Origin of the sequence: Bradyrhizobium lablabi (genome assembly GCF_900141755.1) — a bacterium.
Taxonomy (GTDB): Bacteria; Pseudomonadota; Alphaproteobacteria; order Rhizobiales; family Xanthobacteraceae; genus Bradyrhizobium; species Bradyrhizobium lablabi_A.
In genome coordinates this window covers 7466967-7481332 of record NZ_LT670844.1, presented here as the reverse complement: position 1 = coordinate 7481332, position 14366 = coordinate 7466967, and the positions used below count along the sequence as shown (strand labels likewise).

Below are 14366 nucleotides of genomic sequence, written 5' to 3'. Positions count from 1 at the left end.
GGATAAAAATGAGCTCGGAAGACATCAAACCGCCAAGCAGGCGGAGCCTCATAACCACCGCTGCCGGCGCGGTGCTGCTGGCGGGCGCAGTTGTCGGCTATGGCCTTATAGACCGCGCCCAGAGCAAGCAGGAAGTCGTGCAATGGACCAACACGCAGGCCCTGCCGACCGTCGCGCTCGCTCAGCCCCTTCCCGGCAGCCCAACTCAAACGCTGACGCTGCCCGGCAACATTCAACCCTTCAACAAGGCGGCGATCTTCGCGCGCGTGAATGGTTACGTGAAGGGCTGGGACCACGACATCGGATCATCCGTTAAATCCGGGCAAGTCCTGGCCACCATCGATGCTCCCGATCTTGATCAGCAGCTCAGTCAAGCGAAAGCGACATTGGCAAGCGTGAGGGCCAATCTGCAAATTGCGTCGCTCACCGCCGACCGGAACAACATCCTGCTGAAAAAGGAGATCGTCGCCCAGCAGCTCGCAGACCAGACCACAGCCGACGCCAAGGCGAAAGAGGCGGTCGTCGACGCGAATGAAGCAAACGTCCGGCAGCTCGAGGCCATGCAATCGTTCAAGACGCTCGCCGCGCCCTTTGACGGTGTCGTGACCGCCCGCAATGTGGAAATCGGGCAGCTGATCAACTCGGGAGGGTCAGGTCAGCCGCTGTTCGAGGTATCCGATTTGCATCGGGTTCGCATTTTCGTGCAGGTGCCGCAAGCGTTCTCAGCCGGGCTCGCCCCGGGCCTGAAGGCGACTTTTGAAATGCCGCAATATCCTGGCGTGAAATTCGATGCGACGCTCTCGCATATTTCGAGGGCCATGAACGCGACTTCCCACAGCATGCAGGTCGAGCTCCAGGCGGATAATGCGGCCGGCAAGTTTTTCGCCGGGAGTTACTGCAATGTGCACTTCGAAATCCCGACTGACGGCAATCTGGTGAGAATTCCATCCACCGCGCTGGTGACCGGCAATCAGGGCACGCAGGTCGCAACTCTCGACAGCAATAACAAGGTCGTCCTCAAGCAAGTGCAGCTCGGCCGCGATCTCGGCGACAGTGTGGAAGTGATTTCCGGTCTGTCGCCGTCCGACCGGATCATCAATAATCCCCCGGAAACCCTGACGGCGGGCGATACGGTTCGGGTAGCTGCCGCAACACCGCCGGCCGCCGCACCGGCGTCACCTTCGACAGCGTCCCGGTGATGAGAGGCGCCGGCCATGCAGGTTTGCGCCCATCTTCCTCCCGCCGGCCGAGACCTCAGGCTTGACCTGTTTCGCGGCCTGGCGAATTGGGCGATCTTTCTGGATCATATCCCGCACGAGGTGTTGAGTTGGGTGACAAGCCGGCATTACGGTTTTAGCGATGCGGCGGATATGTTTGTCTTCATATCGGGCTACACCGCCGCCTTCGTGTTCGGAAGAGTGATGATCGAGCGGGGCTATCTTGCAGCCGTGTCAAGGCTGCTAAAGCGCGCTTTGGAACTTTATGCCGCGCACATCATGGTGGTGTTCGTTTATATCGCCGTTGTAGCGTCCGTGTCGCGAGGTCTTAACGACCCTAACGATCTGGACGTGTTCAACGTCGCCGCGTTCATCAACAAACCGCTTTGGGAATTCTTTCAGATCCTCGCTTTGCGATACCGGCCCGTCAATCTCGACGTGCTTCCGCTCTATATTCTGTTGATGGGGACCTTTGCGCCGGCGCTGTGGCTGATGGTTCGCAAGCCGACGCTGGCCTTGATGGGTTCAATAGTTGTATATCTCGCGGCGAGGCATTTTGGCTGGAATCTCGCAACCTCTCGGGTGACGGTTTGGTATTTCAATCCGTTCGCCTGGCAATTGCTGTTTTTCCTGGGCGCCTGGATCGCCGTTGGCGGTGCGGAAGCGGCTCAATCGATCGTTCGAACACGGACGGTGTTCTGGCTTGCGATCGCCTACCTCGTCTTTGCTTTCGTGGTGACGATGGCAAATCCATCACCTCAACTGGGCGGTCTTCTCCCTGCCTGGTTGTTGGCGCCGTTTGACCCCAACGACAAGACCAATCTCGCGCCCTACCGGATCGTACATCTCCTGGCTTTGGCTGTTGTCGTGACGCGGTTTCTGCCGGCAGATTCGCCGATCCTACGATTGCGCTCGCTCGTGCCGTTGATCAAATGCGGTCAGAACTCGCTTCAGGTATTTTGTATTGGCATCGTACTTTCGTTTTGCGCTCATGCCGCGATCGAGCTAAGCCTGAACGCGCTCTGGGTTCAGATTTTCGCCGGCACCGCGGGTGTACTGCTGATGACGATGGGCGCATATTATTGGACCTGGTCCAAGCAACGGGGTCGGATGGTTCTTTCGGCCACCCGACTGGGAGACGTCGCGTGACAGGCAGTTTGGCAGTGGTTTGGCCGGCAATGCTGGCCGCGTTCCTGGCCTCGCTGGTCGAGGCGGTCGAAGCGCTGACCATCGTGCTGGCCGTCGCCACGGTGCGCGGCTGGCGCCCGGCCGGGCTCGGCGCGTTTGCGGGCCTCGTGGTGCTGGCGCTCATTGTGGTCGCGCTCGGCCCGTTGCTTGATCGCGTCCCGCTGCATCTGTTGCAGCTCGTGATCGGAATCCTGCTCTTGCTGTTCGGCATGCGCTGGCTGCGCAAGGCGATCCTGCGCTCGGCCGGAATCATTCCGCTCCACGATGAAACAACCGCCTTCGCGGCGGAGACCGCGGAACTGCGCGAGCAAGCCCGCCGCCACGAGGCGCGGCTCGATTGGCTCGCTTCCCTTGCGAGCTTCAAGGCGGTGCTGCTCGAAGGACTTGAAGTGGTGTTCATCGTGATCGCGCTCAGCGCCGGCCGCGGGATGCTGGTGCCGGCAAGCGCGGGCGCGCTGGCCGCTTGCCTCCTGGTTGCCTGCATCGGCTTGATCGTGCATCGGCCGCTGGCGCGGGTTCCGGAAAATACGCTGAAATTCGCCGTCGGTGTGATGCTGTCGGCATTCGGCGTGTTCTGGACTGGTGAAGGTCTCGGCTTGGACTGGCCGGGCGCGGATCTCGCCATCGTCGCATTTGCCGCGCTGTTTCTCGCGGTGAGCGCTGCCGCGGTTGTGCTGGTGCGCCGCCCCAGCGCCGAGGTTTTGCCATGACCATGCTGGCCAACGTGTTGCGGGAACTTGCCGGGCTGTTCGTCGACGACGGTGCGCTGGCGCTTGCGATCCTTGCGGTCGTAGCACTTGCCGGCGTGATGGCAATGCTTGGCCTGGCGTTGGCGGCCGGCGCGATCTTGTTGTTCGGTTGCCTTGGTGTGCTGCTTGCAAACACGGTAAGCGCCGGCCGGCGCTGACGCCGTCCTGAAGAAAATGAATTTTAGATAGCTTTCTATTTTCGCACTGTGACGACGGAAGACCTTTCGAAATTCAACTGCTCGAAAAGTTCCCTGCCTTCTCAACTTTATTTTTGAAAGAGTTCCTGCCTTCTCATTTTTGACCAAATTTCATTCGCCTCAGCGTCACACGGTCGTCGTCAGCACCATGTCATTTGCGCGCCTCTGGTCAATCACCAAGGAGGAACGAAACATGGCTTCGGTGGGTAAGGTAAAAACTTTCGCGGCGGCGCCGACTGGCGACACTGCTCCCGACTCGATCACGACAGCGAACGGCACGTTCTTTGTCGAATACGGCAACGGCGCGGACTCCACCGGCGGCGGCGGTTCGAGCACGATCATCCAGTACGACAAGGCAGGGAATATCGAGCATACCTACACCATCCCGGGTTCGGTCGACGGCCTGAAATTAAATCCCTATACCGGCCAGATCTGGGCGCTGCAGAACCAGGACGGTAATTCGACGATTACGCTGATCGATCCCGTCACCCACCACGTCACCGGTCCGCTGAACTTCGCCAATCCGTCCGCGACCAGCGGCTACGACGATGTTGTCTTCAAAGGCAACAAGGTGTTCCTGAGCTATACCAATCCGAACGGCGCGGGCGATCCGGTACTGGTAGAACTCCTCAACGGCGACCACCCGAGTGGTTTGCTGCTGACGTCGACGATCCTGACCGACGGCGCGACCGGCTTCGACACGGTGACCGGCAAGATCGAAGCCATACCGCTCTCCGATCCCGATTCGATGAAGTTGGCGCCGAACGGCGATCTCATCCTGACCAGCGGCGCCGACGGCACCATCATCGACGTGCACAATGCGGGGATGGCCAGTCAGTCGGTCTCCTTTACGACGATCAAAAAGATCAACAACGTGCCCGCGACCGGCCTCGATGATGTGATCAAGCCCAGCGCTACAGCCGGAACATTCTACCTGACCGACACCAAGACCAATAAGGTTTATTCGTTTCATGCTACCGGCTTGAACGTCAACGACTATTACGTCTCCCTCGGAAGCCAGAAGGCGTTCGGCCAGGTCGATCCGACGACCGGTGTCTTCACCCCGCTCGTTACTCCCGCGAACGCCGGCGACATCAACTTCGCTTCGCCGCACGGCATCGTGTTCGTGCCCGATAAAAACGCGCCGCCGCAGGCGCATGTCGATTCCGTCAAGACATTCGGCAGCACGCCGAATGGCGTCAGCGGCCTGGACTCGATCACCATCGCCGGCAACTACGTGTTCGTCGAATATGGCAACAACGTCGACTCGACGGGGGCCATTCCGGGCAAGAGCACGATCATCCAGTACGACAAATCCGGCAACTTCGTGCACGCCTATCCGATCGAAGGCTCGGTCGACGGCCTGAAGTACAATCCCGATACCGGGATGGTCTGGGCGCTGCAGAACCAGGACGGCCGCTCGTCGCTGTCGCTGATCGATCCCAAGACGCAAACGGTCACGGCGCATTTCAACTACGCCAACACCTCGACCACGCGGGGCTATGACGACGTCGTATTCGACGGCAAGAACGTGTTCTTGAGCTACACCAACCCGACCGGCAATGGCGACCCGACCATCGTCAAGCTCTTGAACGGGCCGAACCCGAAGCCGGGCGACCTCTTGCGTACCACGCCGGTGCTGCTCGACGGCGCGATGGGCTATGACACCGTGACCGGCAAGATCGAGCTGGTGCCGCAAACCGATCCGGACTCGCTCAAGCTCGCCGCCAATGGCGACCTGATCTTCACAAGCAATGCCGATGGCGCAATCATCGACATCCAGAACCCCGGCACATCCAAGCAGGCGATTGCCTTCACCCCGATCCAGGGGATTCCCCAGGCCACGATCGGCAATGCCGGGCTCGACGACGTGATCAAGCCGACCGCCACCTCCGGCACGTTCCTGATCTCGGATGCAAAGGACGGCCATGTGCTGTCGGTGCATATGTCAGGCCTCGACCCGAACGCCTATTACGCCTCGGTCGGCGCGCTCGGCGCGTTCGGCCAGGTCGACGAGAATACCGGCAAGTTCACCGCTTTGGTCTCCGCCAGCGATGCGCCGGGCTTCACCTTCGGCTCCCCGCACGGCGTCACCTTCATTCCGGACCAGAACGCGGCCCCCTCGCCGCAGATCGGCGAGATCAAGACATTCCAGACTCCGTTCGATGGTTCCACCCAACCTGACTCGGTCGCGACCGGTGACGGCTTTACCTTTGTCGAATATGGCAACGGTGCGGATACCACCGGCGGCGGCGGCTCCAGCACGATCGTGCAGTACGACAAGGCCGGCAACATCGAATTTTCCTATTCGCTACCGGGATCGGTCGACGGATTGAAGTTCAACCCCGTCACCCATGAGCTCTGGGCGCTGCAAAATCAGGACGGCAATCCGACCCTGACGCTGATCGATCCGAAAACGCACAACGTCTCCGACCCGCTCAGCTTCGCCAATTCGACGGCTACCCGCGGCTATGACGACGTCGTATTCGAGGGCAACAAGGTGTTCCTGAGCTACACCAACCCGGCCAATACCGGGGACCCGGTGCTGGTGCAATTGGTGCAGGGCGATCACCCGACCGGCCTGCTCACCACCAAGACGGTGCTGGCGTTCGGCGCCACCGGCCTCGATACCGTGACCGGGCAGATCGAAACCGTGCCGCTGAACGATCCGGACTCCATGAAAATGGCGCCGAACGGCGACCTGATTCTGTCCAGCGGTGACGATGGCGCCATCATCGACATCAGCAAGGCCGGCACCGCGCAGCAGTCGGTGTCGTTTACGCCGGTAGCGGGTGTTACCGCCGGCCACGCCGGTCTCGACGACGTCATCAAGCCGGATGCCCCGTCAGGCACCTTCACGCTGACGGATACCGCGACCAACAAGGTCTACTCGTTCCACGCGACGGGCCTCAACACCAACGACTACTATGCTTCGGTCGGAAGCCTGAAAGCGTTCGGCCAGGTCGATCCGACCACCGGTGCATTCACGCCGTTGCTGTCGGCCGACAACGCGCCGGGCTTCAACTTCTCGTCGCCGCACGGCGTCAGCTTCGTGGCCGACCCACAGCCCGCGGCCGGCGACAAGGATGCCAAGCCCGATCTGATGGCATCCTTCGCCGACCAGGCGTCGATGCTCGGCCACGCCATCGCGTCGTCGTTCACGACGCCGCCAGGCCAGATCGGCGGGATGGTCATCGCCGACGCTCAAAGCCAGCACCCAAATCTGGCTACCCCCCACGCTTGATCATTCGATCGAACCGTGCCGGCCTTCGGGCCGGCACGGCGATCCCCAAAAATTTCGGCCGGCCCGGGAAGAAGATGTCCTGACGGCGGCCCGTAGCCGAGGAAGCGATGCATGACATAAAGACAAGGCCGGCCGACACCGGTCTCGCCACGCTGGTGATGCTGCTGCGCTTCCAGGGCGTCGCCGCGGAGCCGGATCAAATCCTTCACCGCTTCGGCGGTACGGCGATCGGCGTTACCGAAATGCTTCGCTGCGCGAAGGATTTTGGATTGAAGGCGCGTGTCGTCAGAACCAAATGGGCGCGTCTGGCGGCAAGCCCGCTGCCGGCGATCGGCTGCCTTGGCGCTGGCGGTTTCCTGCTGATCGGCAAGGCGTCCGACGATCAGGTTCTGGTGTCGGACCCCTCGGTCGGACGCCCGGAGATGCTGACCCGCACGGCGTTCGAGGAGCGTTGGGACGGCCGGCTCGTCTTCATGGCGCGGCGCGCCACCTTAAGCGATCTCACCAACCGCTTCGGCATCTCGTGGTTCGTGACCGCGATCAACAAATACCGCCGGCTGATCGGCGAGGTCTTTCTGTTTTCGTTTTTCCTGCAGCTGTTCGCGCTGATCTCACCATTGTTCTTCCAGGTCGTGATCGACAAATCGCTGGTGCATCACAGCGAGAGCACACTCGACGTGCTGATCATCGGCCTTGTCGCCATATCGATCTTCGAGACATTGCTTGGAATGTTGCGGACCTATCTGTTCGCGCACACCACCAACCGCATCGACGTCGAACTGGGCGCGCGGCTGTTCCGGCATCTGTTGGCGTTGCCCTCGGCCTATTTCCAGGCGCGTCGGGTCGGCGATTCCGTCGCCCGCGTTCGCGAACTGGAAAATATCCGCAACTTCCTGACCGGTTCGGCGCTGACGCTGGTGATCGACGCCTTTTTCACCTTCGTGTTTCTGGCGGTGATGTTCCTGTATTCATCGTTTCTGACCTGGGTCGTGATCGCGAGCCTGCCTTTCTATGTCGCCGTCTCCGCCGGCATGACGCCGCTGTTTCGCGCCCGGCTCGACGAAAAATTCCGGCGTGGCGCGGAAAACCAGGCATTTTTGGTCGAGACCGTGGCGGGGATCGAAACGCTGAAGGTGATGGCGGTCGAGCCCCAGGTGCAGCGCCGCTGGGAAGAGCAACTCGCAGGTTACGTCGGCGCGAGCTTTCGCGTTCTCAACCTCGGCAATGTCGGCAGTCAGGCGATCCAGTTCATCAACAAGATGGTGATGGCGGCCATTCTGTTCTTCGGCGCCAAGCTCGTGATCCAGGGTTCACTCACGGTCGGCGAATTCGTCGCCTTCAACATGCTGGCGGGCCGGGTCAGCGCGCCGGTCTTGCGCCTTGCCGGGCTTTGGCAGGATTTTCATCAAGCCCGGCTGTCGATTGCGCGATTAGGCGATATCCTCAACACGCCGGTCGAGCCGTCCTACAATGCGACCAAGCCCGCCCTGCCGGCGCTGATCGGCGACATCCGGTTCGAGCACGTCACGTTTCGCTACCGCATCGACGGGCCGGAAATTCTCAAAGATGTCACGCTCGACATCGCCGCCGGCCAGGTGGTCGGCATCGTCGGCTCCTCCGGCTCGGGAAAAAGCACTTTTGCGAAATTGATCGAGCGGCTTTATGTGCCGGAAAGCGGCCGGGTCTTCGTCGACGGCGTCGACCTCGCGCAGGTCGATAGTTCCTGGCTGCGCCGGCAGATCGGCGTCGTCATGCAGGACAACGTGCTGTTCAACGCGACCGTGCGCGACAATATCGCCCTCGCCAATCCGGGGATGCCGAGCGAGGACGTCATCGCCGCGGCGCGCCTTGCCGGCGCCCACGATTTCATCCTGGAATTGCCCGACGGTTACGACACCATGATCGGCGAGCGCGGCAGCACGCTTTCCGGCGGCCAGCGTCAGCGCATCGCGATCGCGCGCGCGCTGGTCACCAATCCGCGCATCCTGATCTTCGACGAGGCGACCAGCGCGCTCGACTACGAGAGCGAAAGGATCATCCACGACAACATGCGCCAGATCGTGAAGGGCCGCACCGTCTTCATCATCGCGCATCGGCTGATGGCGGTGCGGGTCGCCGACCGCATCCTGACCATCGAGCGCGGACGCCTCACCGAAGACGGTACCCATGAGGATCTGCTGCGCAAGGGCGGCCGCTACGCCGCGCTTTACGCCATGCAGTCCTGATCGAGCCAGATACTGACCGATGAGCGCCAGATGACCACAGCCATCGTCCCCGTTCCGAACAAGCCCGTTCGCCGCGCCGAGCGCGAATTTCTCCCCGCAGCCCTCGAAATCGTCGAGACACCGCCCTCGCCGATCGGCCGTCTCGGGGCCTATTGCCTGGTCGGCGTGTTTACCCTCGCATTCGTCTGGTCCTGGATCGGCCGCGTCGATATCGTTGCCGTTTCCAAGGGCAAGATCATCCCGACGGGCCACACCAAGATCGTGCAGCCGTTCGAGATCGGCGTGGTCCGCGCCATCCTGGTGCATGATGGCCAAAAGGTGAAGGTCGGCGATGTCCTGATCGAGTTGGACCCGACCATGAACCAGGCCGATCTCGACCATCAGCGCAACGACTTGATGGCGGCGAAGATCGACATCGCGCGGCTGACGGCGGCGCTCGAGAGCGAAGAAAATCCCGATGCCCGCTTCGTGGCGCCGGAGGGCGCGACCCCCGAACAGGCCAGGATGGGCGCGCAATTCCTCGCCGGCCAGGTGTCGCAATATCGCAGCAAGCTCGCCGCGCTTGCTGGCGAAGCGGCGCAGAAGCGCGCCGAACTGGAAAGTCAGAAGGTTTCGATCGGCAAGATCCAGACGCTGCTGCCGCTGATGGAAGAGCGCACCCAGATGCGCAAGACGCTTTACGATCACCAGACCGGCTCGAAGCTTGCGTATCTGGAAAATCTGCAGGAACTGCTGTCGAGCCAGCAGGACCTCGAGGTGCAGACCAGCCGCCTCAAGGAGGCCGATGCAGCCGTTACTGCTGCGAAGGCGAAGCTCGAGGAAACCCGCGCCGAATTTCGCCGGCAGAATTTGAACGATTTGGCCGAAGCCACCCGCAAGGCAAGCGGCCTGGCGCAGGACGTTGCCAAATCGGAGCAGCGCACCAAATTCCAGGCCCTGACCGCGCCGATCGACGGCACGGTCCAGCAACTGGCGGTGCATTCCGTCGGCGGCGTCGTCACCCCGGCCCAGACCCTTTTGTCGATCGTTCCCGCCGACAGTAAACTCGAGATCGAGGCCATGGTCGACAACCAGGATATCGGCTTCGTGCGCTCCGGTCAGGACGCCGAGATCAAGGTCGATACCTTCAATTTCACCCGCTATGGCTTGCTGCACGGCAAGGTGGTCACGCTGTCGCAGGACGCGATCCCGCGCGAGGGCGCGGGCAAATCAGACCCGCCAAAACAACCCGGTGCCGGTGACGGCGCCACGTCGGAGCCCGCCTACGCGGCCCGCGTGTCGCTCGACCAAACCCAGATGCAGGTCGACGACAAACTGGTCAATCTCTCGCCGGGCATGGCCGTCACGGTCGAGATCAGGACCGGCACGCGGCGGATCATCGATTATCTGCTCTCGCCCATTCTGCGTCACTCCCAGGAGAGTTTGCGCGAGCGGTGACGATCGATCGAAGCGCCTTCGGGTTGATCGATTGGAGGAGCTTTTCGCGCCCCGACCGGCTCATTCCGCGGTCGGTAGATGCCGCATGGTGAATTCGATACGGCCATCGGGAAGCTGCCGCCAGTTTTCGATCACCGCCATGTATCCCCCTTGCGGAAATTGATCGAGGATTTCGCGGGCTTTCAGCCGTGCCGCATCGATCGGCAGCCTGAATATCTCCGGCTGCCGAATGCCGGACATACGCTCGGCCAGATCATGGGGGCGAACCAGCATGTTACCTCCATTGGCTCATGTTTCCGCCGTTGATCCTGAGCGCCCCCGCGCGAGATTAAAGAACGGGTGATGACGCCGATCAACTTATCCCCGCTAATCACCTGGCGTTCGCTACCGCAACGCACCGTGTTCACTCGCCAATATCGCAGCGCAAAATGCAGGCGAGAAGCGTGCATCTTCACCAACAGAGCCTAGATGCTGATAAGGTCCCGGCTCTCGACGGGATTCGGCGAGGAAATCACATGGACTGGTTTTATTGGGACACCGCGTGGTCGCTGTTCTTCAGTCTCGTTTGGTTCATGACCATCACGCACAATCCTGACGCGCGGGTCGCGGACGGGCATTTGCGCGATGAAGCATTCGGCGGCTGATGTCATCGAAGGCGTCGGCCCAAAACAGAGCCTGACGCCCGAGGGCCACGTATAGTGCGCTTGGGGCGCTGCGTGCTCGATCTCAAAAAGGCGAGCCGCCGTCAGAAGAAGCCTGCACTCAAATCCAGGCCGTAAGTCGCGAGCAGCAGCGACACGAACAGGCCTACGCCGCAAAACATGGCAATGGTCTTGAGAATCTCGACGTCAACCTGGGTTCCGGAAACGCGCGAAAGAACCCTCGCGATAGCAGTCATTTGCGACCTCCAAAGCACGACCCCGGGGAATGAGGTCGGTTTGGCATTGCTAGCTCAGCCTGCGCGCACAAGATGTGAGCTAGGTCACTCTTCCGGACAAAGAAAACAACAAACGCTCGGGCCGCGATCTATTCGCCGCTCCCATCCTGATCCAAATGACCCGCGGGGCCGCGGTGAAACACCCCGTAGTCGCTGGATTTCATGCGCGGTCCACCATCGGTCGTTCCCGCCGCGAGGCCAAGCTTGAGCAGCTCGCGAACAGCTGCGGCTCGGGTTGGCATTCGATGGCGAAATCTGAAGTCGTCAACCACCGACAGTTCTTCGGGCGAAAGCATGATCTGCAATCGCTCACCGCGGAGATCGTTCATGGCGGCCCTCGAGAATGAGTTTTTTCAGCGTTCGACGTGAAATTGGTAAGTTACTCAATTCACTCAATCGATATCAGTTCCATCGATGATGCAGATGCCCCAAAATTAGTAAATTACTCCAATAAAATCAATAACTTACTTGTTTACAAACCGCAATTTCGGGCGCACGCTACAGACAATTCTTGATGGAGAGCGTCCGTGTTCCAGCAAAACCAAGTCCAGGTGCCCCAGCGCGAAAAGCCAATTTGCCAGAAATGCCGCAAGCCCATGAAGCTCATGCTCGTGAAGGATATGCGGGGTCGCAAATACCAATGCATCGATTGCGAAGGCGAGGATCCCTTGCGCTCGCCTATCATCGGCAGATTGCTGCAATTAGTGCCAGCATCCGAATAGGTCCGCGATCATGATACGTCGGTGGAAAGACGAGCCGGCCGCTCACGATTGGGATGCCCGCGTCAAACAGCTGCTCGCCGAAGCACGCGAGCTGCCCAACGGTCCGGAACGCAGCGAAGCGCTCAAAAAAGCCGAGCAACTGCGCATCGCCGCCGACATGAAGAGGCTTTTCACCAAACCCAGGGAGTGAGGCGGCAGCGGCGGCTCAAACACCGCACCGAGATCGCCGACGTCGAAAGCGCCGCGTCCGAGCCGACCGTTATGCGGCCTGGCGCCCCTTGGCCGTTCGCGTGCCGAGCAGCTCCGCCTCCATCAGCGCATCCTTGATCAGCGCGATTTCTGCGTCCGTGATCTTGACCAGTGGCGGGCGCACCACCGCGCGCGGCAGTTTGCCAAGCAACACCAACGCTTCCTTCATGCGGTTATGCATGTCGATAAAGGGATCGGCATAGAACACCCGCGCCATCGGATAGATCCGGTCGTTCAGCCGGCGGGCTTCGGCGAGATCGTTGGCCCTGACGGCGCGATAGAGCCTGGCCTGAAGATCGGCGATGACGCTTCCGCTGCCGGAGAGCAGGCCGTTGCAGCCGAGCACCAGCGAACTCAAAAGCCATGCGCTGTTGGTGGACAGCACGTTGACGGGACGCTTGCGCCCCTGCAACGCCCGAATCTGGCGCTCGTGCTGCGGCACCAATGGCGTCCAGTCCTTGATGGCGCGGATGGTCGGCACCTCGTCGAATAGCCGCTCCAGCGTCCCTGCCGGATAGCCCTGCCCTGTCGCCAGCGGATACTGAAAAACGATCAGCGGCAGATCGGTCGCATCGCCGATGGTCTTGAAATGGGCCAACGCCATCTCGGCCGACTGGCCGAGCGTGAAGGGACCCGGCGGAAACACCAGCAGCGCCGAAGCCCCGCCGGCCTGAGCCTGCCGAGCGATCCGCGCCGCCTGAAGGCTACCGTCCGCCCAGACACCGTGAATGATCGGCAGCGCGCCGCCGACCTCCTCGCCGGCGATCTCCATGACGCGACGCTGCTCGTCCTCGGTGCAGGAGGCGACCTCGGTAGAGTGGGCGTTGACCGTGATCGCAGACAGCCCCTGCACCGCCCCGACTTCGCGCAGATGAGCTCGGAAACTCGGCTCGTCGATCGACATATCCTCGTGGAACGGCAGCAGCACCGCCGGAATCACACCTTGAGGCACGAAATCGGGATGACGGCTCATGTGTCGTATCCTTCAGCGTTGTTCTTGTTGGCAATGCGCAGGGAAATTGAATGGTCATATAGCAGAATTGTGGGCCGATGTCCGGCTGACCCTCATGTCCGCCCCTGGGGGCGAGAGGCGGACTTCGGCGCCTGCGGACGTCGAAAGCGCCGCATCAGATTTGTTTTCGGACGATCTGTCAGCCCTGCTTCAAGACGTTCTTGACCCTCGCAGCGGGCCAACGCTCGCCTAAAGGCCGCACGCGGACACGGGTTCCGTCATCGGAATTGATCAGGGCATGCGAGGCGACTTCGTCGCTTATCTCGAACAGCCTGAGCTCCGTCGTCGGCAACCATGTCAAGGTGCGGTCGATATCGCCGGGAAAAATCTGCCAGCTCGATCCATCATCCAGTTTGACGATGTGACTTTCGGAGTGCTCCAGGATTTTCATGGCTTTGTCGCCTCGGCTCTCGCCTCGAGTGATTTGAGGTAGGTCAGAGCTGACACCACCAGTTCTTTTTCGTCCGTCTGCCCCGATCCGATCAATTCGAACACGTGCCGCGTCACGGCCTTGCGCGCCTGCACGATGTCGACATGCTTCGTATCCCTAAAACTCTCAAAGATGCTCATCGACCGTTCGATAACGATGGGAGCGAGCACGTCTTCAATGGGATCGATCATATGGAATAAGGCTTTTACGCCTGGATTGGTTCCCTGCGGCTCGCGCTGGAGGCGCGAACCCGTGGCGCCCGTATTGCGCCTGCGTCATGCGTAGCCGAAGGAACGCGACTACTCATAGCCTCTATTTTCGATTGTTTCTTTCGCTACTTCCGGTGGCGCTGCCATCACAGTTGCGTGCTCTGCAATACGCGCCGATTCTTCTTCAGACAGTTCGGAGCCCTTGAGTTGTCTGGCGCGCTCAAGAAGAGCAGCAAGCCCAGGTATGTAAACAAGAGCGAGCCCGTCTGGATTTCTCTTGGCATTCAGCTCACGAAAGCTTCCGACGTCACCGACGGAAAGTTTTTCGATGGACGACGCGTTCATCGCAATATCCTTCGATTCTCAGGCAAAAACAGGCAAATCGAACGAATGACTTTCGACGTTCGGCATGGCAGCTCCTCTCCGGGCGTGAGGTGCGGTGTCGGTGAGTTGGTCGCTAACCCAAGGCAGACGGTTCGAATGGAAAAAAACCGATGTCCGGTCAGGGTCAAAAGCCTCCAACATTCAGTGGACAGCAACGCCATCATGA

The 14366-nt window shown here is 60.8% G+C and carries 16 protein-coding genes; 9 read left to right on the top strand and 7 right to left on the bottom strand.

The window, feature by feature from the left end; all coding sequences use genetic code 11:
• Nucleotides 1–8: 8 nt before the first annotated feature.
• The 7 genes from B5526_RS35025 to B5526_RS34995 all read left to right on the top strand — a co-directional run bounded on the left by B5526_RS35025 (nucleotide 9) and on the right by B5526_RS34995 (nucleotide 10257).
• Complete coding sequence (locus tag B5526_RS35025; RefSeq protein ID WP_079544198.1) at nucleotides 9–1199, top strand: efflux RND transporter periplasmic adaptor subunit; 1191 nt, start codon at nucleotides 9–11, stop codon at nucleotides 1197–1199.
• 15 nt (nucleotides 1200–1214) lie between these two features.
• Nucleotides 1215–2366 (top strand): OpgC domain-containing protein, encoded by a 1152-nt coding sequence (locus tag B5526_RS35020; protein WP_079544197.1) that lies wholly within the window; start codon nucleotides 1215–1217, stop codon nucleotides 2364–2366.
• Between the two features lie 29 nt (nucleotides 2367–2395).
• Nucleotides 2396–3115, top strand: coding sequence for a COG4280 domain-containing protein (locus B5526_RS35015; protein ID WP_079544196.1), 720 nt, complete (start codon nucleotides 2396–2398; stop codon nucleotides 3113–3115).
• A complete protein-coding gene (locus B5526_RS35010; RefSeq protein WP_079544195.1) occupies nucleotides 3112–3312 on the top strand; it encodes a hypothetical protein in 201 nt (66 codons plus the stop codon). The genes B5526_RS35015 and B5526_RS35010 overlap by 4 nt, the downstream gene beginning before the upstream one ends.
• A gap of 232 nt (nucleotides 3313–3544) precedes the next feature.
• Complete coding sequence (locus B5526_RS35005; protein WP_154071613.1) at nucleotides 3545–6595, top strand: hypothetical protein; 3051 nt, start codon at nucleotides 3545–3547, stop codon at nucleotides 6593–6595.
• Between the two features lie 107 nt (nucleotides 6596–6702).
• Complete coding sequence (locus B5526_RS35000; protein ID WP_079544193.1) at nucleotides 6703–8820, top strand: type I secretion system permease/ATPase; 2118 nt, start codon at nucleotides 6703–6705, stop codon at nucleotides 8818–8820.
• Between the two features lie 30 nt (nucleotides 8821–8850).
• Entirely contained in the window at nucleotides 8851–10257 is a 1407-nt protein-coding gene (locus B5526_RS34995) for an HlyD family type I secretion periplasmic adaptor subunit (RefSeq protein WP_079544192.1), read from the top strand.
• Between the two features lie 60 nt (nucleotides 10258–10317).
• Here B5526_RS34995 and B5526_RS34990 read toward each other — a convergent pair whose 3' ends face one another.
• The gene (locus tag B5526_RS34990; RefSeq protein WP_079544191.1) at nucleotides 10318–10530 is read right to left on the bottom strand and encodes a hypothetical protein; all 213 of its coding nucleotides are present in this window, start codon (nucleotides 10528–10530) and stop codon (nucleotides 10318–10320) included.
• Between the two features lie 242 nt (nucleotides 10531–10772).
• Here B5526_RS34990 and B5526_RS39315 point away from each other — a divergent pair, with 242 nt between their 5' ends.
• Complete coding sequence (locus B5526_RS39315) at nucleotides 10773–10901, top strand: inositol phosphorylceramide synthase regulatory subunit KEI1 (RefSeq protein ID WP_244562142.1); 129 nt, start codon at nucleotides 10773–10775, stop codon at nucleotides 10899–10901.
• 101 nt (nucleotides 10902–11002) lie between these two features.
• Here B5526_RS39315 and B5526_RS38590 read toward each other — a convergent pair whose 3' ends face one another.
• A complete protein-coding gene (locus B5526_RS38590) occupies nucleotides 11003–11155 on the bottom strand; it encodes a hypothetical protein (RefSeq protein WP_172842173.1) in 153 nt (50 codons plus the stop codon).
• Nucleotides 11156–11283: 128 nt separating this feature from the next.
• Nucleotides 11284–11523, bottom strand: coding sequence for a hypothetical protein (locus tag B5526_RS34980; protein WP_079544189.1), 240 nt, complete (start codon nucleotides 11521–11523; stop codon nucleotides 11284–11286).
• Nucleotides 11524–11926: 403 nt separating this feature from the next.
• Between B5526_RS34980 and B5526_RS34970 the strand changes: the two genes are divergently transcribed.
• Nucleotides 11927–12106: a hypothetical protein gene (locus tag B5526_RS34970; protein WP_079544187.1), complete on the top strand. Its 180-nt coding sequence runs from the start codon at nucleotides 11927–11929 to the stop codon at nucleotides 12104–12106.
• Nucleotides 12107–12175: 69 nt separating this feature from the next.
• On the opposite strand, the gene B5526_RS34965 is transcribed toward B5526_RS34970, so the two are convergent.
• The 4 genes from B5526_RS34965 to B5526_RS34950 form a co-directional block, all read right to left on the bottom strand.
• The gene (locus B5526_RS34965) at nucleotides 12176–13138 is read right to left on the bottom strand and encodes a dihydrodipicolinate synthase family protein (RefSeq protein WP_079544186.1); all 963 of its coding nucleotides are present in this window, start codon (nucleotides 13136–13138) and stop codon (nucleotides 12176–12178) included.
• Between the two features lie 178 nt (nucleotides 13139–13316).
• The gene (locus B5526_RS34960; protein WP_079544185.1) at nucleotides 13317–13568 is read right to left on the bottom strand and encodes a hypothetical protein; all 252 of its coding nucleotides are present in this window, start codon (nucleotides 13566–13568) and stop codon (nucleotides 13317–13319) included.
• Entirely contained in the window at nucleotides 13565–13798 is a 234-nt protein-coding gene (locus B5526_RS34955; RefSeq protein ID WP_079544184.1) for a hypothetical protein, read from the bottom strand. The genes B5526_RS34960 and B5526_RS34955 overlap by 4 nt, the downstream gene beginning before the upstream one ends.
• Nucleotides 13799–13906: 108 nt before the next feature.
• The gene (locus B5526_RS34950; protein ID WP_079544183.1) at nucleotides 13907–14161 is read right to left on the bottom strand and encodes a hypothetical protein; all 255 of its coding nucleotides are present in this window, start codon (nucleotides 14159–14161) and stop codon (nucleotides 13907–13909) included.
• Nucleotides 14162–14366 lie beyond the last annotated feature (205 nt).